This is a genomic window from Leifsonia sp. KNZ13-11D, from assembly GCF_056754895.1.
In genome coordinates, this window is the sequence record NZ_JBPGWU010000001.1 from 1,380,536 (window position 1) to 1,403,173 (window position 22,638).

Sequence of the window (22,638 nt, forward strand, 5' to 3'; positions counted from 1 at the left end):
CGGAGGGACGCGGATGCCGGGCACTCCGGGACGACGGACGCCGCCCGAGGCGGCGGGTGCGCCGGCGCCGGGCGAGCCGGCCGTGCAGGCGCCGGGCGAGCCGGCCGTGCAGGCGCCGGGCGAGCAGGCCGTGCAGGCGCCGGGCGCGCCGGCGTCGGTTCCGCGCGTCACCCCGCGCAGCGGCATCCCCGTGCCGGGTCAGGCTCGTCCCGTGCCCGAGTCCGCCAAGGGCGGCTGGCTGCGCCACTGGCTGCTCACCGGTCTGGTGGATGAGCGCGGCACCCAGCAGGGACCCCACGGCCGCAACCCCGACCGCACCCACCCCTGGTGGCAGGTCATGTGCCTCACCGGTGTGGACTACTTCTCGACCCTCGGCTACCAGCCCGCGATCGCTGCGCTCGCCGCCGGGCTGGTCTCGCCGTTCGCGACCCTGGTGCTCGTCGCACTGACGTTGCTCGGCGCCCTGCCGGTCTACCGGCGGGTTGCGCGCGAGAGCTTCAAAGGCTCCGGCTCGATCGCCATGCTGGAGCGCCTGCTGCCCTGGTGGGCGGGCAAGCTGCTCGTGCTGGTGCTGCTCGGATTCGCCGCCACCGACTTCATGATCACCATCACACTGTCGGCCGCGGACGCCTCCGCGCACGCCATCGAGAACCCGTTCGCGCCGAGCTGGTTCCAGGGCAACAACGTCCTGATCACCCTCTTCCTCCTAGCGCTCCTGGGCGCGGTGTTCCTCAGGGGGTTCAAGGAGGCGATCGGCATCGCGGTCGTGCTGGTGGCGGTCTACCTGGCCCTCAACGTCGTCGTGGTCGGCACCTCCATCGTGGAGGTGTTCCAGCACCCCACCGCGATCGACGACTGGTGGAGCGCGCTGTTCCGCCAGAACGGCGACCCGCTGATCGTGGTGGGCGTCGCGCTGCTCGTCTTCCCGCGGCTCGCCCTGGGCCTCTCCGGCTTCGAGACAGGCGTCGCCGTCATGCCGCAGATCAAGGGCCGCCCGGACGACGACCCGGCGTACCCGAAGGGGCGCATCCGCGGCGCCGGCCGGCTGCTCACCACGGCCGCGATCATCATGAGCGTCTTCCTGATCACGTCGAGCTTCACCACCACGCTGCTCATCCCGCAGAAGGACTTCCAGCCCGGCGGCCCGGCCAACGGCCGCGCCCTGGCGTACCTTGCCCACGAGTACCTCGGCAACGGATTCGGCACGGTCTACGACATCAGCACCATCCTGATCCTGTGGTTCGCCGGCGCTTCCGCCATGGCCGGCCTGCTCAACCTGGTGCCGCGCTACCTGCCCCGCTACGGAATGGCTCCGCAGTGGGCGCGGGCCGTGCGTCCGCTGGTGCTCGTCTTCACGGCGATCGCGTTCCTCATCACCCTGATCTTCCAGGCCAGTGTGGATGCGCAGGGCGGCGCGTACGCGACGGGCGTGCTGGTGCTCATCACGTCCGCATCCCTCGCGGTGACGCTGTCGGCCTACCGCAAGCGGCAGCCGAAGCGCACGGTCGTGTTCGGCGTCATCACGGCGATCTTCGTCTACACGACGATCGACAACATCATCGAGCGGCCGGACGGCCTCCGGATCGCGACACTGTTCATCCTCGGCATCCTCGTGGTGTCGATCGTGTCCCGTGTCGGGCGGTCGTTCCAGCTCCGCGCCACCTCTGTCACCTTCGACGTGACCGCGCTGGACTTCATCCTCGAGGACGCGGAGGAGGGCGAGATCCGCATCATCTCGCACGAACCCGACGTCGACACCGGCACGGAGTACGCGCAGAAGAACAAGGACGAGCGCAAGTTCAGCCACATCCCGCAGCGCTCGCGCACGATCTTCCTCGAGGTGCTCCGCTCCGACTCCTCCGACTTCGAGGAGGACCTGGTCGTGCACGGCGTGGTCAAGCACGGCTACCGCGTGCTGCAGGTGAAGAGCGGCAACGTGCCGAACACGATCGCGGCGGTGCTGATCGAGATCCGTGACATCACCGGGGTGGTGCCGACCATCTACTTCGAGTGGACGGAAGGCAACCCGATCTCGAACATGTTCCGCTACCTGATCACGGGCGTCGGCGAGGTCGCCCCCGTGACGCGCGAGGTGCTGCGCGAGGCGGAGAAGGACGTCAAGCGGCGCCCGGCGGTGCACGTGTCCTGAGGTGCACGTGTCCTGAGGTGCACGTGTCCTGAGGTGCACGTGTCCTGAGGTGCACGGGTCCTGAGTGGATGGGCGTCCCCGTCCGTCTTGTCGTCGTTCCTATCGTCGGAGAAAGTGCCCCGAATCTCCGACACAGCGCTCTGCGGATGGAGATTTCGCGCCGAAACGGTCGGATCTCCGACGTTCGGCGTCGAATCTCCGACGATCGAAACTACTCGACCGCGAACTCCAGCCAGGCGAGGCCGCGCAGGTCGAGGAAGAGGCGGCCGGCGCGCTCGGAGGCGACCGCGAGCACGTCGCCGCAGACGGAGCAGCGCACCACCAGGCCGTGCTCGTCCACGTACACGCGGCTGCGGGCGACGACGGATTCGTCGCCGCAGCTGACGCAGCAGCCGACCGCCGTGGTGACGTCGGCGGCGAAGACCTCCGACAGCATCCCCGCGGCCGCGTTGCCGTCGAGGTAGTCCTGGTCCGTCATGTCGTGCCTCCGATGCCGCCGTAGCGCTCGGTGCGGATGCGTGCCGGGTCGTGGCCGGCGTCGACCAGCCAGCCGGAGACCGCCTCGACGAACGGCGTCGAACCGCAGATGTAGAAGGTGGGTGAGTCGGAGGCAGGCAGCACCCGCTGCATCAGCCCCTCGGCGGTGAGGCGGCCGGGCTTCGCGTCGGACCCGGGCGGCGCCTGCCGCGTGTACACGTAGTCGACCCGCAGCGGCGCCGCAGTGCCGGCGGCGAGGGCGCCGAGCTCGTCGGTGTAGTAACCCGAGAACGGCGCACGGAGCGAGTACAGCATCCGGAACGGCGCCGTGCTGGTCGCGGCGGCGTGCGCGCGCGCCATCGACATGAGCGGCACGACGCCCGAGCCTCCGGCGATCAGCTGGACGGGCGCCGTGTCGCCCGGCCGCCAGACGAACCAGCCGCCGACGGGACCGCGCACCTCCAGCTGGTCGCCGTTCTGCAGTCCGCGCACCAGGTACGGCGACACTTCGCCGTCGGCGAGCTCCTCGACCGTGAGCTCGAGCTCGTCGTCCGGCAGCTCAGGCGGTTCCAGCGCGCCGCGGCCTCCGCCGGAGGCGATGGAGTAGGAACGGACCGCCTGGTAGCCATCGGGCGCGGTCAGCCGGATGTCGACGTGCTGACCGGCCAGGTGGCCGTGCAATCCGGGGATGCGCAGCCGGATGGTGCGGGCCGTCGGTGTCTCCATCCGCGTGTCGACCACATCGGCCACTCGCCATACGCTGCTCACCAGTAGCGCTGTTCCTTCCACGGGTCGCCGTACAGGTTGTAGCCGTTCTGCTCCCAGAAGCCGGGCTGGTCCTGCGGCAGCATCTGCAGCCCCGAGACCCACTTGGCGCTCTTCCAGAAGTACAGGTGCGGCACGAGGAGGCGCGCAGGGCCGCCGTGCTCCGGCTCCAGGTCTTTGCCGTCGAAGCTGTGCGCGACCCAGGCCTTGCCGTTCAGCAGGTCGGCGAGCGGCACGTTGGTCGTGTAGCCGCCGTAGCTGTGCGCCATCGTGTACTCGAAGCTGGTGTCGACGTCCTCGAAGAGGGTGTCGAGGGCCACGCCGCGCCACGAGGTGCCGAGCTTGGACCAGCTGGTGACGCAGTGGATGTCGGTGCTGACGTCCTCCTGCGGCAGCGCCAGGAATTCATCCCAGCTCCAGCGGTGCACGTCGCCCTTCTCGGTGGTGATCGTGAACGCCCAGTCGTCTTTGGCGATGCGGGGCGTCGGCCCGGCGGACAGCACCGGGAAGCCCTCGGTCAGGTACTGGCCGGGTGGGAGGCGGGGGTCGTCGGTCCTCCGACGGCCGAGGAAGCCGGACGAGATGATTCCCATGGCGGAAGCTTATGGGGTCGGGTCCCGGCCGGTCTATGGTGAAGAGCATGACGGCCGTCAATCTGGGACTCCCGCTGCGGGCCGCGACCCCGCGGGCGTCGGGCGCGGGCGCTCCGCCCGAGACCTCGGGGCGGCCGGACCACCCCGGACTGATCGACCGGTTCGGCCGGGTGGCCCGTGACTTGCGGGTCTCGGTGACCGAGAAGTGCTCGCTCCGCTGCACGTACTGCATGCCGGCGGAGGGCCTTCCCGCGATCCCGCGCGATGACCTGCTGAGCGCTCAGGAGATCGCACGGCTCGTCGGGATCGGCGTGCGCGACCTGGGCGTGCGCGAGGTGCGGTTCACCGGCGGCGAGCCGCTGATGCGGGCCGACCTGGCCGAGATCATCGGCCTCTCCACGGACGCCGCGCCCGGCGTCGACCTGTCGATCACGACCAACGGGATCGGGCTGGAGCACCGCATCCACTCGCTCGTGGATGCCGGGCTCACCCGCGTCAACGTCTCGCTCGACACGGTCGACCGGGAGCACTTCGCCCGGCTGACGCGACGCGACCGGCTCCCCGCGGTGCTGGCGGGCATCCACGCCGCCCACGGGGCGGGGATGACGCCGCTGAAGCTCAACGCGGTGATGATGCGGGACACCCTGGGCGACGCGCCGGACTTGCTGGCGTGGGCGCTCGAGAACGGCTGCCGGCTGCGCTTCATCGAGCAGATGCCGCTGGATGCGGAGCGGTCCTGGCTGCGCGAGAACATGGTCCCCGCCGAGGAACTGCTCGCGGTGCTGAGCGAGCGGTTCGTGCTGGTCGAGGCCGGCCGCGACGACCCGCACGCGCCCGCCGAGGAGTGGCGGGTCGAGGGATGGACGGTGGATGGCGTGCCCGCGACGGTCGGCATCATCGCCTCGGTCACGCGGTCGTTCTGCGCCGCCTGCGACCGCACCCGCATCACGGCGGAGGGCACCGTTCGCTCGTGCCTGTTCGGGGACGACGAGACGGACCTCCGCGGACTGCTGCGCGCCGGCGCCGGCGACGCGGAGATCGCCCAGTGGTGGCGCGCGGCGATGTGGGGCAAGCAGGCCGGGCACGGGATGGACGCTGCCGGGTTCGCGCCGCCGGTGCGCAGCATGGGGGCCATCGGTGGCTGAGGTGCACGTCCGCTACTTCGCGGCCGCCGAGGAGGCCGCCGGGCGCCCCGAGGAGCGTCTGGACCTGACCGAGGCGACGATCGAGGGCCTCCAGCGCGAGCTGGTCGCCCGCTACGGCGCCCCGATGGAGCGCGTCGTCCGCTCCGGCTCCTTCCTCATCGGCGGCATCGTCTCCCGCGACCCCTCCCGCCCCCTCCCGCTAGCAACCCCCGTCGACGTCCTCCCCCCCTTCGCCGGCGGCTGACCCCCTCCTCGCCGCACCCGCCCTCCGTCGAGTACACGAAAAGTGCACGCGAAACGCCGGTCAAGCGTGCACTTTTCGTGTACTCGACGGTTGGGGGGGTGGGGTCAGGCGGGGTAGATGGTGACGGCGGAGGCGGGGACGTGGAGGGCCACGGGGGCGCCGGGGTGCAGGCGGAGGTCGGCGAGGTCGGCCGGAGGGATGAGGGCGTCGAGGCGGTCGGTGCGGATGCGCACGAGGTCGGCCTGGGGTTCGAGGGCCGTGACGGTGGCCGGGATGGTGTCGGCGGCGGCCGCCGAGGCCGTGGGCAGTGCGACGCGCACCGCCGAGGGGCGCACGGCCGCCAGCGCGGGCGCGCCGACCGGGACGCGCGCGGGCGCGGTGCCGCGGACGCGCATCCCGTCGGCGGTCTGCAGGCCCCCGGCGGTGCGCACGCCGCTCAGCAGGGTGAGACCGGAGAGCTCGGCCGTGAACGGGTGCCGCGGCCGTTCGAGCACCTGGCGTGTCGGACCCTCCTCGACCACGCGCCCGTCATGCACGACGGCGACCCGATCGGCCAGGAGGTAGGCGTCCAGCGCGTCGTGGGTGACCAGCACGGTCGTCCGGCCGGCAAGGACCTCCGCGAGCATTCCGCGCACGTCGGCGGCGACGGACACGTCGAGCGCCGAGAGCGGTTCGTCGAGGAGCAGCAGGCTCGGCTCGGCGGCGAGGGCGCGCGCGATCGCGACGCGCTGCGCCTGGCCGCCGGAGAGCTCGGAGGGCCGCCGGTCGGCGAGCGGCGTCGTGCCCGTGCGCCGCATCCACTCGTCCGCCCGTTGCGCGGCCTCGGCCCGCGACGCCCCGGCCGCGCGAGGACCGAAGGCGACGTTCGCACGCACGCCCAGGTGCGGGAACAGGAGGGCGTCCTGCGCCAGCAGTGCGACCCCGCGGCGGTGCGGCGGACGCCACGCGCCGGGCAGGTCGAAGAGGATGTCGTCGCCGAGCACCGCGCGGCCGGCGTCGGGGCGGACGAGTCCGGCCAGCATCCCGAGCACCGTCGACTTGCCCGCGCCGTTCGGGCCGAGCAGCGCGAGGGTCTCGCCGTCCGCGACGGCGAGGTCGACGCTCACGTCTCGCGACGCCGAGGTCGCCGCGAGGCGCAGGCTCACGCCGCCCCCTCGACCGCGCGCGCACGCTCGGCGGCCCGCCGGCGGGACCGCCAGGGCCGCACCCGCTCACCCGCACCGTGCGCCACCGCGACCACCACGATCGCCACGGCGACAAGCACGAGCGAAAGCGCCACGGCGGCGTCGGGATCGATCTCCCGCTGCAGGTAGATCTCCAGCGGCAGCGTCCGCGTGACGCCCTCGAGGCTACCGGCGAAGGTCAGCGTGGCGCCGAACTCGCCCAGGGCCCGCGCGAACGAGAGGATGGCGCCGGAGACGACCGCCGGCAGCACCAGCGGCAGCGTCACCCGGAACAGCACGGCCGACGGCCGCGCGCCGAGGGTCGCGGCGACCGCCTCGTAACGCTCCCCGCGCGCGCGCAGCGCCCCCTCGAGGCTCAGCACGAGGAACGGGAGCGCCACGAACGTCTGCGCGATGATGACGGCCGGGGTCGAGAACGCCACGTCCAGTGCGCCGCCGAGCAGCCCGCGGCGGCCGTACAGCGCGAGCAGCGCGAGCCCGCCGACGACCGGCGGCAGCACCAGCGGCAGCAGCACGACGGCGCGCACCACGCGTCGCCCGGCGAACGGCACCCGCGCGAGCACGATCGCCATCGGGACGCCCAGTACCAGGCAGCCGGCCGTCGCGATCAGCGACGTGCGCAGGCTCAGGAGGAGCGCATCCACCGACGACGGCGACGTGATCAGCGGGATGAACTCGGCCCAGTCGACGCGCGCCGCCATCGCCACGAGCGGGAGCAGTACGAACAGGGCGCCGATCGCCGCGACCACCACGATCCAGCGGGGCACGCCGAGCCGGGGTCCCGCCGCAGCACCGCCGCTCACGCCGCGCTCCTCACGGCGCCCCGAAGCCGGCGGCGGCGAGCACGCGGCGGCCTTCGGCACCGGTGACGAACGCGACGAACGCCGCCGCGCCGCGGGGGTTCGGGGCGTGAGCGACGGATGCGACCGGGTAGATGTTCACGGTCTTCGCGGCCTCCGGGAACGGCACCGATTGCACGGACGATCCCGCCCCCTTCACGTCGGTGCGGTACACGATGCCCGCGTCGGCCTCGCCAGAGCTCACCTTGCCGAGCACATCCGTGACCGACGACTCCTGACTCACCGGGTGCAGCGTCACACCCGCCGATCGCTCGACCTTCGCGGTGGCCGTCCCGCACGGCACCTGGGGAGCGCACACCACCGTCTTGACGCCGGGGGAGGCCAGGTCGGCGAAACTTTTCACGTGCGCCGGGTTGCCCGGCGGCACCGCGATCGCGAGCACGTTCGTGGCGAAGTCGGCCGGGGTGCCCTCGATCACCTTGGCGTCGACCGCCGTGGTCATGTTCGCCTGGTCGGCCGAGGCGAACACGTCGGCGGGCGCCCCGGCGGTCAGCTGGGTGACGAGGTCGGACGAGCCGGCGAACGAGAAGGTGACGTTGGCGCCGGGATGCGCGGCCTCGAACTCCCTGCCGAGCTCGGTGAACGTCTTGGTGAGGGACGCAGCGGCGAACACCGTGACCGTGCCGGTGACGCGCGCCCCCGAGCCCGAGGGCGTCGTGTTCGGTCCGGCGCCGGCGGCGCTGCAGCCGGTCAGCGCCGAGGCCGTGACGAGCAGTGCGGCGACAGCCGTCGCGCGACGCAGGCGGCCGCTCACCGCGGCCCCGTCGGAGCCTCGACCATGACGTTCGTGGCCTTGACGACGGCCACGGCGACCGAGCCGAGCTCCAGCCCGAGCTCGCGGACGGCCTCGCTGCTGATCAGGGACACGACGCGGTGCGGTCCGCACTGCAGCTCGACCTGCGCCATCACCCGGTCGGCCACGATGTCGGTGACCAGCCCGACGAAGCGGTTGCGCGCGGAGCCGGCGGAACCGGACGGGTCGGGCGGCAGCACGGCGTTCTGCTTGGCGAGCCGCGCGAGCTCGAGACCGTCGACGACCGTGCGCCCGGAGCCGTCTTGACTGCTCGTGAGCGTTCCCGCGTCGATCCAGCGGCGCACGGTGTCGTCGCTCACGCCCAGGTAGAGGGCGGCATCCTTGATCCGTATCTGCGGCATGGAACCCATACTAGAGGCGCGGATGCGGAAAAACGGGGATCAGAGGCCGACCCACTCCGAGTCGCCGTCGGTGAAGTGCTGCCGCTTCCAGATCGGCACGCGCGCCTTGATGATCTCCACGAGCTCCGCGCAGGCCGCGAACGCCTCGGCGCGGTGCGGCGCCGCGACGGCCGCGATCAGTGCGAGGTCGCCGATCGTCAGGGAGCCGACCCGGTGCTGTGCGGCCACTCGCAGACCGGTGCTGCGGGAGACCTCCTCGCAGCACTCGCGGAGGAACCTCTCGGCCTCGGGATGCGCGCGGTAGTCGAGCGAGACCACGCCCTTCCCGCCGTCGTGGTCGCGCACGATCCCCTGGAAGGAGACGACGGCCCCGGCCTCGGCGCGCCAGACGAACTCGTCGACGGTCGACGGGTCCAGCGGATCGCCGGTCACGGCGGCGAGCACGTCGCTCATCGGTGATCACCTCCGCGCAGCTGGTCGAGCAGGTGGGGGAGGAGGCCGTCGAGCACCTCGAGGCCGTCCTGGACGCCCCCGCGGGAGCCGGGGAGGTTGACCACCAGCGTCGATCCCGCGACACCGACCAGACCTCGGCTCAGCGCCGCGAGCGGTGTCGCCTGCGCACCGCGCGCGCGGAGCGCTTCCGCCACGCCCGGCAGCTCGCGGTCGAGCACTGCCGCCGTCGCCTCGGGGGTTCGGTCCGTTGGCGAGATGCCGGTGCCCCCGGTGGAGATCACCACGAGGGGACGCGCGGCGACCGCCTCGCGCAGAGCCGCATCCACCTCGGCGTCCGCGACGACGCGCACGACCGCGGGCAGGCGGCGCTCGGCCAGCCAGTCGGCGATGACCGGTCCGGTGGTGTCCTCGTAGACGCCCGTGGCGGCGCGCGTGGAGGCGACCAGGACGATCGCGCCGGCCACCGGTGCGGGCTGTTCCGCGTCGGCGGCGGATTCCGGATCGGGGCCGGAGGTGGCGGCGGCCTGCGCATCCCGCGTCCACTCGCCGCGCTTGCCGCCGCTCTTGGCGACGAGCCGGACGTCCGTCAGCATCGCGGCCGGGTCCACCGCCTTGACCATGTCGTGCAGGGTCAGTCCCGCCACCGCGACCCCGGTGAGCGCCTCCATCTCGACGCCTGTGCGACCGTGCGTCCGGGCGACGACTTCGATCTCGATCGTGCCGGACTCGGCATCCAGCTCGAAGTCGACCCGCACGCTGTTCAGCGGCAGGGGGTGGCACAGCGGGATGAGCTCGCTGGTGCGCTTCGCCCCGCCGATCCCGGCGATGCGCGCCGTGGCGAGCACGTCCGCCTTCGGCAGGTCGTCGGCCGCGACGAGCCGGATCACCTCCGGGGTGGTCACGAACCGTCCGCGGGCGACCGCCTCGCGGTCGGTCTCCGGCTTGCCGCCGACATCGACCATGCGGGCGCGCCCGTCGGCGTCGAGATGGGTGAGCTGCGTCATAGCGTCCAGACTGTCACGGGCGAGCCGGCTTCCAGGGTCTCCGCCTCCTCGGGCACGTCGATGAGCACGTCGGCCTTCGCCATCCCGGCGACCAGGTGCGACGAGGGTCCGGAGGCGGGGGAGACCGCGGCGCCGGCGCGGTCGAGCACGCCGCGAAGGAACTGCCGGCGGCCCGGGATCGACCGCACCTGCTCCCGGAGTGTCACCTGGCGCGGCGGGATGCCCGGCAGACCGGCCGCGGCGCGCAGCGGGTCGCGCAGGAACACGACGAACGACACCTGCGTGCTGACCGGGTTGCCGGGGAAGGCGAACACCGGGACGCCGCCGACCACGGCCGTCGCCTGGGGTCCGCCCGGCTGCATGGCGACGGTCGTCACGTCCGCGCCGCGCGGGTGCAGCACCTCCCGCACCACCTCGTACGCCCCGCGCGAGATGCCGCCGGAGGTGATGATCAGGTCGCTGATGTGGAGGGCGTCGTCGAGGATGCGCTCGAATGCCGCGGGGTCGTCGTCGCTGCTGGCGCGCACGGAGACGGTCGCCCCCGCCTCCTGCACCAGTGCGGCGAGGGCGATGCCGTTCGCGTCGTACACCTGGCCGAAGCCGGGCGTCCCGGTCGCGATCAGTTCGCTGCCGCTGGTGAGGATGCCCACGCGCAGCCGGGCGCGGACCGTCACCGACTCGACCCCTGCGGCCGCCAGCGCGGCCAGGTGCCGTGGCGCCAGCCGGGTGCCCGCTGGCACCAGCACGTCGCCGCGCCGGACGTCGCTGCCGCGCTCCCGCACGTACTCGCCGCGCCGGCGGCTGCGGCGGATCTCGACGATGGCGCCGGACAGGTCGTCGTCGCGCCCGAGGACCAGCTCGGTGTCCTCGACCGGGACGATGGTGTCGGCGCCGGTGGGCACCGGCGCGCCCGTCATGATGCGGAGGGCCGTTCCTGCGACCAGGGACACCGGGGTGGTGTGTCCCGCCGGGATGTCGCCGGTCACCTCCAGCGCGACCGGCACCGCGTGCACGTCGGCGGACCGCACCGCGTAGCCGTCCATCTGCGAGTTGCGGAACAGCGGCAGGTCGACCTGCGACCGCACCTCCTCCGCGGTCACCCGGCCGAGCGCGTGGTCGAGGGGGACGGACTCCTCCGCCGGCTCCTCGGAGAGCGGTTCGAGCATGCGCGCCACCAGGGCGGCGTGCTCCTCGACGGTGCGCGGTCGCGCGGACGGGTCGCCTGTCATGCGCCTAGTATCCCGCGTCCCTGCCGCCGCGCCACCGGCTGGTGCGACGAGGGGACGCAACACGCCGTTATCGCCCACGCATAACGGCGTGTTGCGACCCCTGGATGCGTCAGTAGCGGGGGAGCGACGGGTCGACGTCGCGCGACCACGCGTCGAGGCCCCCGGCGAGCACCAGCCCGGGCAGACCGGCCTCCGCCAGGAGGCGCCGGGCGGTCTCGGCCCGGATGCCGTGGTGGCAGACGATGACGAGGGGGTCGCCTGGGAGGCGCTCCGCCACCCCGGCGGGGTCGCGCTCCACGACCCCGAGCGGAACCAGCAGCGACCCCGGCAGCTCGACGATGTCGGCCTCCCACGGTTCGCGCACGTCGAGCAGCGTGTACGCCTCGCCCGCGCGCAGCCGCGCATCCAGTTCGGCCGCGGAGATGGTGTCGGTGACGCCGCAGAACAGGTCGTAGTCGATCAGGCCCGTGACGGGAGCCGCTTCGGGATCGCGCTCGTACGCCAGCTCACGGAAGCTTCCGCTGAGGGCGTCGTGCAGCACCACCCGTCCGAGCAGCGGCGTCCCGGTGCCGGTCACCAGCTTGACCGCTTCACCAACCATCAGGGCGCCGACCACTCCGCATTCCGACGGCAGCGCTCCGGCTTCGGCGCAGCTCGCGACGGTCCCGGGCGCGGGAGGCACCGGGAACAGGTCGCGGTACGTCGGGCCCTGCGCCGACCAGCTCAGGCCCACCTGACCGCCCGTCTGGTGCACCGCGCCCCAGACGACCGGGATGCCGGCCAGCGTCGCGGCGTCGTCCACGAGATAGCGGGTGGGGAAGTTGTCGCTGCCGTCGAGCACCAGGTCGAACCCCGACAGGATGCGCTCCGCGTTCTCCGCGCTGAGCCGCTCGGCGAAGATCCGCACCTCCACCTCGTCGCCGAGCGCACGCACGGTGTCGGCCGCCGACTCCACCTTCGGCCGCCCCACATCGGCGGGCGTGTGGATGTTCTGGCGCGGCAGGTTGCTCGGCTCCACCCGGTCGTCGTCCACGATCCCGATCGTGCCGAACCCGGACGACGCGAGGAGCGGCAGCACCGCAGAGCCGAGTCCGCCGGCGCCGACCACCAGCACGCGCGCGGCGCGCAGCCGGCGCTGGGCGTCCGTCCCGAAGCCGGGCAGCTGCGTCGTGCGCGCGTACCGGGAGACGCGGTCGGGCGTGAGGTCGGGGCCGGGTTCGACGAGCGGCGGGAGGGCCATGGGTTCAGCCAATCACACCCGGGCCGCCGGCCGCACTCCGGGTGGTCACACCACGGTGACCTGGATGCTGTGCAGCCCCGTCGCGCCGTCCGGCACGACGTCGCGCACCGCGGAGGTCTGCACCAGGCCCTCCGCGTCCGTGGCCCGCACGCGCAGCGTGTGCGTGCCGGGCGTCGCGTCCCAGTCGTACCGCCACTGCCGCCAGGTGTCGGCCGAGATCGCGTCCGCCAGGGTCGCCTGCTGCCACGGGCCGTCGTCCACGCGCACCTGCACGGCGCTCACGCCGACGTGCTGCGACCAGGCGACACCGGCGACGGTGACCGTGCCCGCCTTCACCTGGCGTCCGGACGCCGGGACGTCGATGCGCGACGACAGCTTGACCGGGCCCTTCTCCGACCAGCCGCGGTCGGTCCAGTAGGAGGTGTGCTGGTCGAACCGGGTGACCTCCAGCGACACGACCCACTTGGTGGCGGAGACGTAGCCGTACAGGCCAGGCACGACCATCCGCACCGGGTAGCCGTGCTCGAGCGGCAGCGGCGCGCCGTTCATCCCGACCGCGAGGATCGCGTTGCGGCCGTCGGTCAGCGCCTCCAGCGGCGTGCTCGCCGTCCAGCCGTCCTGGCTGGTCGAGAGCACCATGTCGGCGTCCGCGGACGGCTTCGCCCGCGCCAGCAGGTGCCGGATGGGGTAGCCGAGCCAGGTGGCGTTGCCGATCAGGTCGCCGCCGACCTCGTTCGAGACGCAGGTCAGCGTGGTCGTCGACTCCTCCAGCGGCAGCTTCAGCAGCTCGGCGAAGGTGAGCTCGACCTCCTGCTCGACCATGCCGAAGATGCGCAGTCGCCACGATGCCGGGTCGATCCCGGGGATCTGGAGGGCCGTGTCGATGCGGTAGAAGTCCGCGTTCGGCGTGATGATCGGCGACAGGCCCGCGATGTCGAAGGAAGCCGCAGCCGGGACGGGAGGCGCGGTGCGTGCCGGCTCCGGGAGGCGGATGGCCGCTCGCGCCGCGGAGGCGGCCCGGAAGCCGCCCGCGACGGCCTGACCGACGATCAGCGCGAGCGCGCCGCCCGCGGCAGTCGCGGCGGTCGTCCCCACGAACCGGCGGCGGCTCACCCGTCCGGCGGGCGCCACGCGGGTCGGCTCGGTGTCGCGCAGCATCCTCGTCAGCGTGCCGAGGAGGAGGATCGCCACGACGGCCGCGAGCACGGAGGGGATGCCCTCGAGCAGGCCGTTGCCCGAACGCGTCACCGCGGCGGCGACCCCGACAGCGCCGCCCAATCCGATCAGGATGCGCCCGAGCGGAGGGCGCATGCGTTCCAGCCACCCGGCCAGCGCCGCACCGACCAGCACCACGACGCCGAGCGACACGATCAGGAACGCCTTGTCGCCCGTGCCGAACAGGCCGATCACGGCCTCCTTCACCCACGCGGGCGCGAGGTCGATCAGCAGCGCGCCCACCGTGAGGACCGGGCTGCCGTTCTGGATCACGAACGCGCTGACCAGCTCGCCTGCACCGACGCCGGCGACCACGCTCGCCACGCCCGCGGCCGCCGGCCGCCAGAACTCCGTCACGGGCTCAACCTATGTCGCCCGGCTGGAAGCACGCCACGAGGCGGCGGGCATGACAGGCTTGGGGATCATGTCCGACACCACCGCACCCTCCGTCCGTCGTCTGCGCGTGGAGGACATCCCCGGCTGGTCGGGGCCCGGCTCCGTCAGCGAGGACGCGGTCTACGAGACGTTCGTCTCCTGGGTGGAAGAGGGCGGCATCCACCTGTACCCGGCCCAGGACGAGTCGGTGATCGAGGTCATCGATGCGGCCAATCTCATCCTGAGCACCCCCACAGGAACCGGCAAGTCGCTCGTGGCTATCGGCGCCCACTTCGCCGCCCTCGCGCGCGGCGAGCGCACCTATTACACCGCGCCGATCAAGGCGCTGGTCTCCGAGAAGTTCTTCTCGCTCGTCGACATCTTCGGCGCCGAGAACGTCGGCATGACGACCGGCGACTCCGCCGTCAACGCGGACGCGCCGATCGTCTGCGCCACGGCCGAGATCCTCGCCAACCTGGCGCTCCGCCACGGCGACGAGACGCCGGTCGGGCAGGTCGTGATGGACGAGTTCCACTTCTATTCGGACCCGGACCGCGGCTGGGCCTGGCAGGTGCCGCTGCTGACCCTGCCTCACACCCAGTTCGTGCTCATGTCGGCCACCCTCGGCGACGTCACCGCGCTCGCCGCCGACCTCGAACGGCGCACGGGTCGGCCGACGGCGACGGTCACCGGTGTCGAGCGGCCGGTGCCCCTGCACTACTACTACGAGGTCACGCCGGTGCACGAGACCATCGAGGACCTCCTGCACACCGGTCAGTCGCCGATCTACGTCGTGCACTTCTCGCAGCTGGCCGCCCTGGAGCGCGCGCAGTCGCTGTCGAGCGCGAAGATCGCGAGCCGGGAGCAGCGGGAGGCGATCGCCGAGCTGATCGGCGGGTTCCGGTTCACCACCAGCTTCGGCAAGACCCTGGCCCGGCTGCTGCGGCAGGGGATCGGCGTGCACCACGCGGGGATGCTGCCCAAGTACCGCCGCCTGGTCGAGCAGCTGGCCCAGCGGGGGATGCTGCGCGTCATCTGCGGGACGGACACCCTCGGCGTCGGCATCAACGTGCCGATCCGCACCGTCCTCCTCACCGCCCTCACGAAGTTCGACGGCACCCGGATGCGGCAGCTCAACGCGCGCGAGTTCCACCAGATCGCCGGGCGCGCGGGCCGGGCCGGGTTCGACACCGCCGGGACGGTCGTCGCGCAGGCCCCCGAGCACGAGTCGGAGAATCTCAAAGCGATCGAGAAGGCGGGCGACGACCCCAAGAAGCGCCGCAAGATCGTCCGCAAGAAGGCGCCGGAGGGCTTCGTCTCCTGGGGCGAGCCGTCGTTCCGCCGCCTGATCGAGGCGGAGCCCGAGACGCTCACCTCGTCGATGCAGATCACCAGCGCCATGCTGATCAACGTGATCGGGCGCGGCGGCGACGTCTACGGCCACGTCCGCGCGCTCGTCTTCGACAACCACGAACCCTGGAAGCGGCAGCTGGCGCTGGCCCGGCGCGCCATCGAGCTGTACCGCTCGCTGCTGACGGCGGGCGTGGTGGAGGCGGTCCGCAGCGGCGACCGGGTGGAGATCCGGCTCACCGTCGACCTGCAGCCCAACTTCGCCCTCAACCAGCCGCTGTCGCCGTTCGCGCTCGCCGCCTTCGAGCTGTTCGACATCGAGTCGCCCGTCTACGCCCTCGACATCGTCTCCGTCGTCGAGGCGACCCTCGACGACCCGCGGCCCGTGCTCTCCGCCCAGCAGTACCACGCGCGTGGCGAGGCGGTCGCGGCCATGAAGGCGGAGGGCATCGAGTACGAGGAGCGGATGGAGGCGCTCGAGGAGGTCACGCACCCCAAGCCCCACGACATCCTGCTGCACGAGGCGTTCGCCACGTACGCCTCCAGCCAGCCCTGGGTGGCCGACTTCGAGCTGCGGCCGAAATCCGTGGTGCGCGACCTGTACGAGCGGGCGATGACCTTCGGCGAGTTCATCGCCTTCTACACGCTGGCGCGGTCGGAGGGGGTGGTGCTCCGCTACCTGTCCGACGCCTACCGCGCGCTCAACCAGACGGTGCCGCTCGATCTCCGCACGGAGGACCTGCGCGACATCGTGGAGTGGCTCGGCGAACTCGTGCGCCAGGTCGACTCGAGCCTCCTCGACGAGTGGGAGGAGCTCGTCCACCCGGACGCCGCCCGCCACGCCGCCGAGGCCGCGGAGCTGGCGCCGCCGGCGCCCCGCAACGTGACGACCAACCGGCGCGCGTTCTTCGTGCTCGTGCGCAACGAACTGTTCCGGCGCGTCCAGCTCGCCGCGCTCGACCGGGTGCACGACCTCGGGGCGCTCGAGGCCGAGGCCGCCGTCCTCGCCGGAGGGATCGCTCCGTTCACCGAGGCGCAGTGGGACCAGGCGCTCGAAGGGTATTACGCGGAGCACGACGAGATCCTCACCGACGCCTCGGCCCGCTCGGCGGCGATGATCGTCGTCGACGAGCAGCCGGAGGGCGGGACCGGGATCTGGCGCGTCCGGCAGATCCTGGCCGACCCGGAGGGGCACCACGACTGGGGGATCGCCGCGGACGTGCTGCTCGAGGACTCGGCGCGCGAAGGGGTCGCGGTGGTGCGGGTGACCTCCGTCGGCCGGCTCTGACGCTCCCGGCCGTCCACCGGTTTGACCCTGCGGAGACGTCGTGTGAGTATCGTCACGGTGTCTGAACAGCGCCAGGTCCCTTGCATGAATTCCGAATGACGTCTTGCATCGGGAGGGACTGTATCCGACACGAGCAGCGACATCGCGAGAAGGGGAACGGTGGACCTCACCCTCATCGTCGTGCTGGTCATCCTGCTGGCGCTCTTCTTCGACTTCACGAACGGCTTCCACGACACCGCGAACGCGATGGCGACCCCCATTGCGACCGGCGCCATGCGGCCGAAGGTCGCCGTCGCACTGGCGGCGGTGCTCAACCTGATCGGCGCATTCCTGTCCACTGAGGTGGCCAAGACGATTTCGGGCGGCATCATCAAGGAAGGCAACGGCGGCGTGCAGATCACGCCGACGCTCATCTTCGCCGGGCTGGTCGGCGCCATCGTCTGGAACATGGTGACGTGGCTGTTCGGTCTGCCCTCGTCCTCCAGCCACGCGCTGTTCGGCGGCCTGATCGGCGCCGCGATCATCGGCGCCGGCATCCAGTCGGTCGACTTCCTGGTGGTGCTCGACAAGGTCATCCTGCCTGCCGTCATCGCCCCGTTCACCGCCGGCGTTGTGGCCTGGAGCGCGACCAAGCTCGCGTACTGGATCACCCGCCGCTACGACGGCCGCCCGGATGGCCGCGGAGGCTTCCGCTACGGTCAGATCTTCTCGTCGTCGCTCGTCGCCCTGGCGCACGGCACCAATGACGCGCAGAAGACCATGGGCGTGATCACGCTGACCCTCATCTCGGCCGGCCTCCAGCCGACCGGGTCGGGGCCGGAGACGTGGGTCGTCATCGCCTGTGCGCTCGCCATCGCGCTCGGTACCTACTCGGGCGGCTGGCGCATCATCCGCACCCTCGGCCGTGGCCTGACCGAGGTCAAGCCGGCTCAGGGCTTCGCCGCGGAGACCAGCACGGCCGCCACGATCCTGGCCTCGAGCCACCTCGGCTTCGCGCTGTCGACGACGCAGGTCGCCTCCGGATCGGTCATCGGCTCGGGACTCGGCCGCCGCGGGTCGTCGGTGCGCTGGGGGACCGCCGGCCGGATCGCCGTCGGCTGGCTGCTCACGCTGCCCTCCGCCGCCATCGTCGGAGCCGTCGCCGCACTGGTCGCCGATCTCGGCCCGATCGGCGTCGTCATCGACACGTTCGTGGGCGCCGCTGTCGTCACCTACATCTTCTGGCGCGCATCCCGGAACCGGGTCACCAGCGAGAACGCGGTCAAGCCGGTCCCGCTGCAGGGCAAGAGCGAGGTCGCCGCCTCCGGCAAGGCCGTCAAGATCGAGAAGGTCAAGCCGCTGAAGCGCCCGCGGAAGGAGTCCGCATGATCGACTGGGGAGCCTTCGTGCTCGTCTTCGCGGCGTCCCTGCTCGGGGCATGCGTCGTCGTCGCCTTCTACTCGCTCGGCACGCGCCTGCTCGCGGTCGCCGGTCGCGCCCTGTTCGTCGAGCCGGTGGAGTTCACGGACGCGATCACCGTGCTGACCCCGGAGAAGGCCGCGAAGCTGCAGCGCAAGGCCGAGAAGGCCCAGCGCAAGAGCCCGCTGACGGCCGGCCAGAAGCGCCTCGCCCTGACCGGCGCGTACGCGTGCTTCACCGGCTGCGCGCTGGCCGTCATCTACGGGCTGTACCTGATCATCCCGTACTTCCACCAGTAGGGGCTGGCCTCACCACTCGTCCCGTGCCGCACATTCGTCACGAATGCGGCGTGTACCGACGTGGGGGGCGACATTCGTCACGAATGTCCACCCCGCCGGTGCTCACACATTCGTCACGAAAGTGGCGTATGGGGGCAAACATTCGTCACGAAAGTGGCGTATGGGGGCACACATTCGTCACGAAAGTGGCGTATGGGGGCGCGAGAAGGCGACATTCGGCACGAATGTCGCCCTCGGCCAGCCGGTGTCGGCGGAGCGCGTCAGTCGGTGCCGCGCACCCGCGAGATCGCGTTCATCACGTGGTAGACGACGATCGCGGCGATGGCGCCGAGCGCGATCCCGTTGAACGTCAGCTGGCCGAGGTTGAGCGTGAAGTCGCCGATCCCGATGATGAGGGCCGTCGCCGCCGTGAACTGGTTCTTCGGCTTCGAGAAGTCGACCTTGTTGTCCAGCCAGATCTTCACGCCGATGATGCCGATGAGGCCGTACAGCGCCGTCGTGACGCCGCCGAGCACGCCCGCCGGGATGGTGTTGATGACCGCGCCGACCTTGGGGGAGAGGCCGAGCAGGATGGCGACGATGCCCGCGACCCAGTACGCGGCGGTCGAGTAGATGCGCGTCGCCGCCATCACGCCGATGTTCTCGCCGTACGTGGTCGTCCCGGAGCCGCCGAAGAACCCGGCGACGGTGGTCGCGAGCCCGTCCGCGAACAGTGCGCGGCCGGTGAGCCGGTTCACTGACGGATCGGTCAGCTGCGCCACTCCGCGGATGTGCCCGACGTTCTCGGCGATCAGCACCAGCACCACCGGCAGGAACGCCGGGAGGATGCCCCACGTCGACGCCGGAGCGGTGAACGGGTTCGCAGGGAGGGTGAACTGCGGCAGGCCGATCCAGTCGGCCTTGGCGACGCCGCTGAAGTCGACCTGGCCGACGAGGCAGGCGAAGACGTAGCCGACAGCGACGCCGAGGAAGATCGACAGCCGCCCGAGCATCCCGCGGAACAGCACCGTGCACAGGATGACCGCTGCCAGCGTGACGAGGGCCGTCACCGGCGCCTTGGCGAAGTTCGCGCCGGCCGCGGGGGCAAGGTTGAAGCCGATCAGCGCGACGATCGCGCCGGCGACGACCGGCGGCATGAGCCCGTCGATCCATCGCGTCCCGGTGCCGACGACGATGAGCCCGACGATGGCGAGCAGGATGCCGGTGACGACGATCCCGAACAGCGCCGACGGCATGCCGTGCGCCTTCGTCGCAGCGACGATCGGGACGATGAACGCGAACGACGAGCCGAGATAGCTGGGCAGCCGGTTGCCGGTCACGACGAGGAACAGCAGCGTGCCGACACCGGAGAACAGCAGCGTGGTGGCCGGCGGGAAGCCGGTCAGCAGCGGCACCAGGAACGTCGCCCCGAACATGGCGACGACGTGCTGGGCGCCGAGCCCGATCGTCCTCGGCCAGGTCAGCCGTTCGCCGGGCAGCACGATCTCGTGCGCCCCCACCTTCTTGCCGTCGCCGTGCAGCGTCCAGGGCAGAGCCATGCGTGTCCTTCACAGGTCTCGAGTCCGAATAGGCTTGATGCTGCGCATTCGCGCATTACCCGACCACGCTGAGTGCTCGCCGGGTCACCGCCCACAAGATCCTACGGGAGTCGACCATTTCCGCTTCGACCAGCGCGCCCACGTCCGCCCCCGGGCGCATCGACCGCTTCTTCGAGATCAGCGCCCGCGGCACCACCTGGGGCACCGAGGTGCGCGGCGGCGTGCTGACCTTCGTCACCATGGCGTACATCGTCATCCTCAACCCGCTCATCCTGGGCGGGACGAAGGATGTCGTCGGCCACACGCTCGGCACCACCCAGGTGGCCGCCGTCACGGCCCTCAGCGCCGGTGTGATGACCCTGCTCTTCGGCCTGATCGCCCGGCTGCCGTTCGCGTTCGCCGCGGGTCTCGGCATCAACTCGTTCCTCGCCGTCAATGTGGTCAAGATCCTGACCTGGCAGGAGGCGATGGGCCTCGTCGTCATCAACGGCATCATCATCGTGCTGCTGTCGGCCACCGGGCTGCGCACGCTCATCTTCAACGCGGTCCCCGCCCCGCTGAAGACCGCGATCACGGTCGGCATCGGCCTCTTCATCGCGTTCATCGGCTTCGTCGACAGCGGCTTCGTGCGCACCACCACCCTGTCGTCGCCGCCGGTCCAGCTCGGCGAGGCCGGGTCCATCGCGACCCTCCCCACCATCACCTTCCTGATCGCGCTGATCATCATGGGCGTGCTGATGGCCCGCAAGGTGAAGGGCGCCCTGCTGATCGGCATCGTCGCGGCGACCGTCGTGGCGATCATCGGCGAGGCGATCTGGCACGTCGGGCCGTCGTTCGGCAAGAACCCCGCCGGCTGGAACCTGACCGTGCCGCAGCTGCCGACCTCCCTCGTCTCGCTGCCCGACCTGAGCCTGGTCGGCCAGGTCGACCTGTTCGGCGCGTTCGGCCGGATCGGCGCGCTGGCCGCGATCATGCTCATCTTCACGCTGGTCTTCACCAACTTCTTCGACGCCATGGGCTCGATGACGGGTCTGGCCCGCAGCGCCGGCCTGGCCGACGAGGACGGCACGTTCCCGCGTCTCCAGTCCGCGCTGATCGTGGAGGGCGTCGGTGCGATCGTCGGCGGCGGCACCTCCTCGTCGTCCAACACTGTGTTCGTCGAGTCGGCCTCCGGCATCGGCGAGGGTGCGAAGACCGGCTTCGCCAGCGTGATCACGGGCGTGCTCTTCCTGCTGGCCATGTTCTTCACGCCGCTCACCCAGGTGGTGCCGCTGGAGGTGGCCGCCGCCGCGCTGGTGGTCGTCGGTGCGCTCATGGTGGTGCAGATCCGTCACATCGACTTCTCGGAGTTCTCGGTCACCCTGCCGGTGTTCCTGACGATCATCGTCATGCCGCTCACCTATTCGATCGCGAACGGCATCGGCGTCGGCTTCATCAGCTGGGTGCTCATCCGGTCGCTCGCGGGCAAGGCGCGCGAGATCAGCCCGCTGCTGTGGATCGTGGCCGCGGGGTTCCTGGTCTACTTCGCCCGCGGGCCCATCGAGGGGCTGCTCGGGCAGGTCTGACCGCCATTCGACGAGACCCTGAGGAGCTGCCCTCAGGGTCTAGTCGGGGGTTATCCGGATACCGGCGCGGAGCCGCCGCCGCTTGACTGGATCCATGACCACCACCACCACCACCACCAGTACCCCGTACCAGACCGTCGCTCCCGTCCGGACGCTCAGCATCACCAGCTTCGTGCTCGGTGCCGCCTCGATCGTCTTCGGCTGGACGCTCATCGCCCCCATCGCCGGCCTCGTCGTCGGCGTCCTCGCCCTGGGCCGCGAACCCGAGGGCCGCGCCTGGGCGATCGGGGGCATCGTGCTCAACGCCGTGATGCTCGCCGGCATCGTGCTCGTCGCCCTCTTCGCCCTGATCGGCGCCGGGATCGGTCTCGTCGCCCTGCCGTTCGCCTGGCTGTGAGCTTTCGTCCGCGACAATAGGGGGATGGAACCATCGCCCCTCGTCCGGCCGCGCAGCTACGTCGTCCGGGGACGCAAGACCGAAGCCCAGCAGCGGGCGATCGACGAGCTGTGGCCCGCCTTCGGGCTGGAGTTCGACGGGTCGCCGCTCGACCTCGACGCCGCCTTCGGGCGGACCGCCCCACGGGTCGTCGAGATCGGCTTCGGCAACGGCGAGAACCTCCTCACCCTCGCGGAGCGCCACCCCGACCGCGACTTCCTCGGGATCGAGGTGCACGGCGCAGGGGTCGGGCGCGTGCTCGGCGCGATGCGCGATCGCGCGCTGACGAACATCCGCATCGTCCGACACGACGCCGTCGAGGTGTTCGACGGGGGGATCGCCGCGGGCTCGGTGGACGAGATCCTGATCTTCTTCCCCGACCCGTGGCCGAAGGCCCGGCACCACCGCCGCCGGCTCGTCCAGCCGGACGTCGCCCGGCTGCTGGTCCGCGCCCTCCGGCCGGACGGGGTCCTGCGTCTCGCGACCGACTGGGAGCCGTACGCCGAGCACATGGTCGAGGTGCTGGACGCCGAACCCGGACTCGTCAACCTGGCCGGTGACGATCACTTCGTGCCCCGTCCCGTCGACCGCCCGGTCACCAAGTTCGAGCGTCGCGGCGAACAGCTCGGGCACGCCATCTTCGACCTGGCCTACCGGCCCGCCCGCTGACCCGAAG

General features: G+C 71.6%; 23 protein-coding genes. 9 read left to right on the forward strand and 14 right to left on the reverse strand.

Annotated features, from left to right (window positions below; translation table 11 throughout):
• Nucleotides 1–13: 13 nt before the first annotated feature.
• Nucleotides 14–2,149 (forward strand): APC family permease, encoded by a 2,136-nt coding sequence (locus ACR9Y5_RS06975; RefSeq protein ID WP_481297284.1) that lies wholly within the window; start codon nt 14–16, stop codon nt 2,147–2,149.
• Nucleotides 2,150–2,360: 211 nt separating this feature from the next.
• On the opposite strand, the gene ACR9Y5_RS06980 is transcribed toward ACR9Y5_RS06975, so the two are convergent.
• Genes ACR9Y5_RS06980 through ACR9Y5_RS06990 form a run of 3 tightly spaced genes read right to left on the reverse strand, consistent with a single transcriptional unit; the run spans nt 2,361 to nt 3,984 of the window.
• Entirely contained in the window at nt 2,361–2,627 is a 267-nt protein-coding gene (locus ACR9Y5_RS06980) for a DUF6510 family protein (protein WP_481297285.1), read from the reverse strand.
• The gene (locus tag ACR9Y5_RS06985; RefSeq protein WP_481297286.1) at nt 2,624–3,376 is read right to left on the reverse strand and encodes an FAD-binding oxidoreductase; all 753 of its coding nucleotides are present in this window, start codon (nt 3,374–3,376) and stop codon (nt 2,624–2,626) included. The genes ACR9Y5_RS06980 and ACR9Y5_RS06985 overlap by 4 nt, the downstream gene beginning before the upstream one ends.
• Before the next feature lie 14 nt (nt 3,377–3,390).
• Nucleotides 3,391–3,984, reverse strand: a complete 594-nt coding sequence (locus ACR9Y5_RS06990; RefSeq protein WP_481297287.1) for a sulfite oxidase-like oxidoreductase — start codon at nt 3,982–3,984, stop codon at nt 3,391–3,393.
• A gap of 47 nt (nt 3,985–4,031) precedes the next feature.
• Between ACR9Y5_RS06990 and moaA the strand changes: the two genes are divergently transcribed.
• Both moaA and ACR9Y5_RS07000 read left to right on the forward strand, forming a co-directional pair.
• Nucleotides 4,032–5,129: a GTP 3',8-cyclase MoaA gene (gene moaA / locus ACR9Y5_RS06995; RefSeq protein WP_481297288.1), complete on the forward strand. Its 1,098-nt coding sequence runs from the start codon at nt 4,032–4,034 to the stop codon at nt 5,127–5,129.
• A complete protein-coding gene (locus tag ACR9Y5_RS07000) occupies nt 5,122–5,373 on the forward strand; it encodes a MoaD/ThiS family protein (RefSeq protein WP_481297289.1) in 252 nt (83 codons plus the stop codon). The genes moaA and ACR9Y5_RS07000 overlap by 8 nt, the downstream gene beginning before the upstream one ends.
• Nucleotides 5,374–5,477: 104 nt before the next feature.
• On the opposite strand, the gene ACR9Y5_RS07005 is transcribed toward ACR9Y5_RS07000, so the two are convergent.
• The 9 genes from ACR9Y5_RS07005 to ACR9Y5_RS07045 all read right to left on the reverse strand — a co-directional run bounded on the left by ACR9Y5_RS07005 (nt 5,478) and on the right by ACR9Y5_RS07045 (nt 14,070).
• Nucleotides 5,478–6,518 (reverse strand): sulfate/molybdate ABC transporter ATP-binding protein, encoded by a 1,041-nt coding sequence (locus tag ACR9Y5_RS07005; RefSeq protein WP_481297290.1) that lies wholly within the window; start codon nt 6,516–6,518, stop codon nt 5,478–5,480.
• Nucleotides 6,515–7,360: an ABC transporter permease gene (locus ACR9Y5_RS07010; protein ID WP_481297291.1), complete on the reverse strand. Its 846-nt coding sequence runs from the start codon at nt 7,358–7,360 to the stop codon at nt 6,515–6,517. The genes ACR9Y5_RS07005 and ACR9Y5_RS07010 overlap by 4 nt, the downstream gene beginning before the upstream one ends.
• Before the next feature lie 10 nt (nt 7,361–7,370).
• On the reverse strand, nt 7,371–8,171 hold the full coding sequence (gene modA, locus ACR9Y5_RS07015) for a molybdate ABC transporter substrate-binding protein (RefSeq protein ID WP_481297292.1): 801 nt from the start codon (nt 8,169–8,171) through the stop codon (nt 7,371–7,373).
• Nucleotides 8,168–8,572 (reverse strand): TOBE domain-containing protein, encoded by a 405-nt coding sequence (locus ACR9Y5_RS07020; protein WP_481297293.1) that lies wholly within the window; start codon nt 8,570–8,572, stop codon nt 8,168–8,170. Before ACR9Y5_RS07020 ends, modA begins: the two co-directional genes overlap by 4 nt.
• A gap of 39 nt (nt 8,573–8,611) precedes the next feature.
• Nucleotides 8,612–9,025 (reverse strand): molybdenum cofactor biosynthesis protein MoaE, encoded by a 414-nt coding sequence (locus tag ACR9Y5_RS07025; protein ID WP_310128408.1) that lies wholly within the window; start codon nt 9,023–9,025, stop codon nt 8,612–8,614.
• Complete coding sequence (gene moaCB / locus ACR9Y5_RS07030) at nt 9,022–10,029, reverse strand: bifunctional molybdenum cofactor biosynthesis protein MoaC/MoaB (protein ID WP_481297294.1); 1,008 nt, start codon at nt 10,027–10,029, stop codon at nt 9,022–9,024. The genes ACR9Y5_RS07025 and moaCB overlap by 4 nt, the downstream gene beginning before the upstream one ends.
• Nucleotides 10,026–11,258, reverse strand: a complete 1,233-nt coding sequence (locus ACR9Y5_RS07035) for a molybdopterin molybdotransferase MoeA (RefSeq protein ID WP_481297295.1) — start codon at nt 11,256–11,258, stop codon at nt 10,026–10,028. Before ACR9Y5_RS07035 ends, moaCB begins: the two co-directional genes overlap by 4 nt.
• 109 nt (nt 11,259–11,367) lie before the next feature.
• Nucleotides 11,368–12,498 (reverse strand): ThiF family adenylyltransferase, encoded by a 1,131-nt coding sequence (locus ACR9Y5_RS07040; protein WP_481297296.1) that lies wholly within the window; start codon nt 12,496–12,498, stop codon nt 11,368–11,370.
• A gap of 45 nt (nt 12,499–12,543) precedes the next feature.
• Entirely contained in the window at nt 12,544–14,070 is a 1,527-nt protein-coding gene (locus tag ACR9Y5_RS07045) for a molybdopterin-dependent oxidoreductase (protein WP_481297297.1), read from the reverse strand.
• Nucleotides 14,071–14,137: 67 nt separating this feature from the next.
• On the opposite strand from ACR9Y5_RS07045, the gene ACR9Y5_RS07050 reads away from it, so the two are divergent.
• From ACR9Y5_RS07050 to ACR9Y5_RS07060, 3 genes are all read left to right on the forward strand, one after another.
• Complete coding sequence (locus ACR9Y5_RS07050) at nt 14,138–16,726, forward strand: DEAD/DEAH box helicase (RefSeq protein WP_481297298.1); 2,589 nt, start codon at nt 14,138–14,140, stop codon at nt 16,724–16,726.
• A 159-nt stretch (nt 16,727–16,885) separates the two neighbouring features.
• Nucleotides 16,886–18,094 (forward strand): inorganic phosphate transporter, encoded by a 1,209-nt coding sequence (locus tag ACR9Y5_RS07055; protein ID WP_481297299.1) that lies wholly within the window; start codon nt 16,886–16,888, stop codon nt 18,092–18,094.
• Entirely contained in the window at nt 18,091–18,423 is a 333-nt protein-coding gene (locus tag ACR9Y5_RS07060; RefSeq protein WP_481297300.1) for a peptidase, read from the forward strand. The genes ACR9Y5_RS07055 and ACR9Y5_RS07060 overlap by 4 nt, the downstream gene beginning before the upstream one ends.
• Nucleotides 18,424–18,683: 260 nt before the next feature.
• On the opposite strand, the gene ACR9Y5_RS07065 is transcribed toward ACR9Y5_RS07060, so the two are convergent.
• Both ACR9Y5_RS07065 and ACR9Y5_RS07070 read right to left on the reverse strand, forming a co-directional pair.
• A complete protein-coding gene (locus ACR9Y5_RS07065; RefSeq protein WP_481297301.1) occupies nt 18,684–19,961 on the reverse strand; it encodes a uracil-xanthine permease family protein in 1,278 nt (425 codons plus the stop codon).
• A 55-nt stretch (nt 19,962–20,016) separates the two neighbouring features.
• Nucleotides 20,017–20,202: a hypothetical protein gene (locus ACR9Y5_RS07070; protein ID WP_481297302.1), complete on the reverse strand. Its 186-nt coding sequence runs from the start codon at nt 20,200–20,202 to the stop codon at nt 20,017–20,019.
• Between ACR9Y5_RS07070 and ACR9Y5_RS07075 the strand changes: the two genes are divergently transcribed.
• From ACR9Y5_RS07075 to trmB, 3 genes are all read left to right on the forward strand, one after another.
• Nucleotides 20,201–21,526, forward strand: coding sequence for an NCS2 family permease (locus tag ACR9Y5_RS07075; protein ID WP_481297303.1), 1,326 nt, complete (start codon nt 20,201–20,203; stop codon nt 21,524–21,526). The two genes, ACR9Y5_RS07070 and ACR9Y5_RS07075, sit on opposite strands and share 2 nt — an antisense overlap.
• A gap of 94 nt (nt 21,527–21,620) precedes the next feature.
• Nucleotides 21,621–21,923 carry a hypothetical protein gene (locus ACR9Y5_RS07080; RefSeq protein ID WP_481297304.1) on the forward strand — a complete coding sequence of 101 codons (303 nt, stop codon included), beginning with the start codon at nt 21,621–21,623 and terminating at the stop codon, nt 21,921–21,923.
• Between the two features lie 24 nt (nt 21,924–21,947).
• Nucleotides 21,948–22,631, forward strand: coding sequence for a tRNA (guanosine(46)-N7)-methyltransferase TrmB (gene trmB, locus ACR9Y5_RS07085; RefSeq protein WP_481297305.1), 684 nt, complete (start codon nt 21,948–21,950; stop codon nt 22,629–22,631).
• The last annotated feature ends 7 nt before the right edge of the window (nt 22,632–22,638 follow it).

What these genes read in the sequence shown, in the direction of transcription:
- ACR9Y5_RS07070 (WP_481297302.1), bottom strand. Translation starts at nt 20,202, where the DNA reads ATGGTGACGAAGGTCAGCACGCCGCCGCGCACCTCGGTGCCCCAGGTG.
- ACR9Y5_RS07050 (WP_481297298.1), top strand. Translation starts at nt 14,138, where the DNA reads ATGTCCGACACCACCGCACCCTCCGTCCGTCGTCTGCGCGTGGAGGAC.
- ACR9Y5_RS07040 (WP_481297296.1), bottom strand. Translation starts at nt 12,498, where the DNA reads ATGGCCCTCCCGCCGCTCGTCGAACCCGGCCCCGACCTCACGCCCGAC.
- moaA (WP_481297288.1), top strand. Translation starts at nt 4,032, where the DNA reads ATGACGGCCGTCAATCTGGGACTCCCGCTGCGGGCCGCGACCCCGCGG.
- ACR9Y5_RS06975 (WP_481297284.1), top strand. Translation starts at nt 14, where the DNA reads ATGCCGGGCACTCCGGGACGACGGACGCCGCCCGAGGCGGCGGGTGCG.
- ACR9Y5_RS07075 (WP_481297303.1), top strand. Translation starts at nt 20,201, where the DNA reads ATGGCGTACATCGTCATCCTCAACCCGCTCATCCTGGGCGGGACGAAG.
- ACR9Y5_RS07060 (WP_481297300.1), top strand. Translation starts at nt 18,091, where the DNA reads ATGATCGACTGGGGAGCCTTCGTGCTCGTCTTCGCGGCGTCCCTGCTC.
- ACR9Y5_RS06980 (WP_481297285.1), bottom strand. Translation starts at nt 2,627, where the DNA reads ATGACGGACCAGGACTACCTCGACGGCAACGCGGCCGCGGGGATGCTG.
- ACR9Y5_RS07025 (WP_310128408.1), bottom strand. Translation starts at nt 9,025, where the DNA reads ATGAGCGACGTGCTCGCCGCCGTGACCGGCGATCCGCTGGACCCGTCG.
- ACR9Y5_RS07020 (WP_481297293.1), bottom strand. Translation starts at nt 8,572, where the DNA reads ATGCCGCAGATACGGATCAAGGATGCCGCCCTCTACCTGGGCGTGAGC.
- ACR9Y5_RS07035 (WP_481297295.1), bottom strand. Translation starts at nt 11,258, where the DNA reads ATGACAGGCGACCCGTCCGCGCGACCGCGCACCGTCGAGGAGCACGCC.
- trmB (WP_481297305.1), top strand. Translation starts at nt 21,948, where the DNA reads ATGGAACCATCGCCCCTCGTCCGGCCGCGCAGCTACGTCGTCCGGGGA.
- ACR9Y5_RS06990 (WP_481297287.1), bottom strand. Translation starts at nt 3,984, where the DNA reads ATGGGAATCATCTCGTCCGGCTTCCTCGGCCGTCGGAGGACCGACGAC.
- moaCB (WP_481297294.1), bottom strand. Translation starts at nt 10,029, where the DNA reads ATGACGCAGCTCACCCATCTCGACGCCGACGGGCGCGCCCGCATGGTC.
- ACR9Y5_RS07065 (WP_481297301.1), bottom strand. Translation starts at nt 19,961, where the DNA reads ATGGCTCTGCCCTGGACGCTGCACGGCGACGGCAAGAAGGTGGGGGCG.
- ACR9Y5_RS07080 (WP_481297304.1), top strand. Translation starts at nt 21,621, where the DNA reads ATGACCACCACCACCACCACCACCAGTACCCCGTACCAGACCGTCGCT.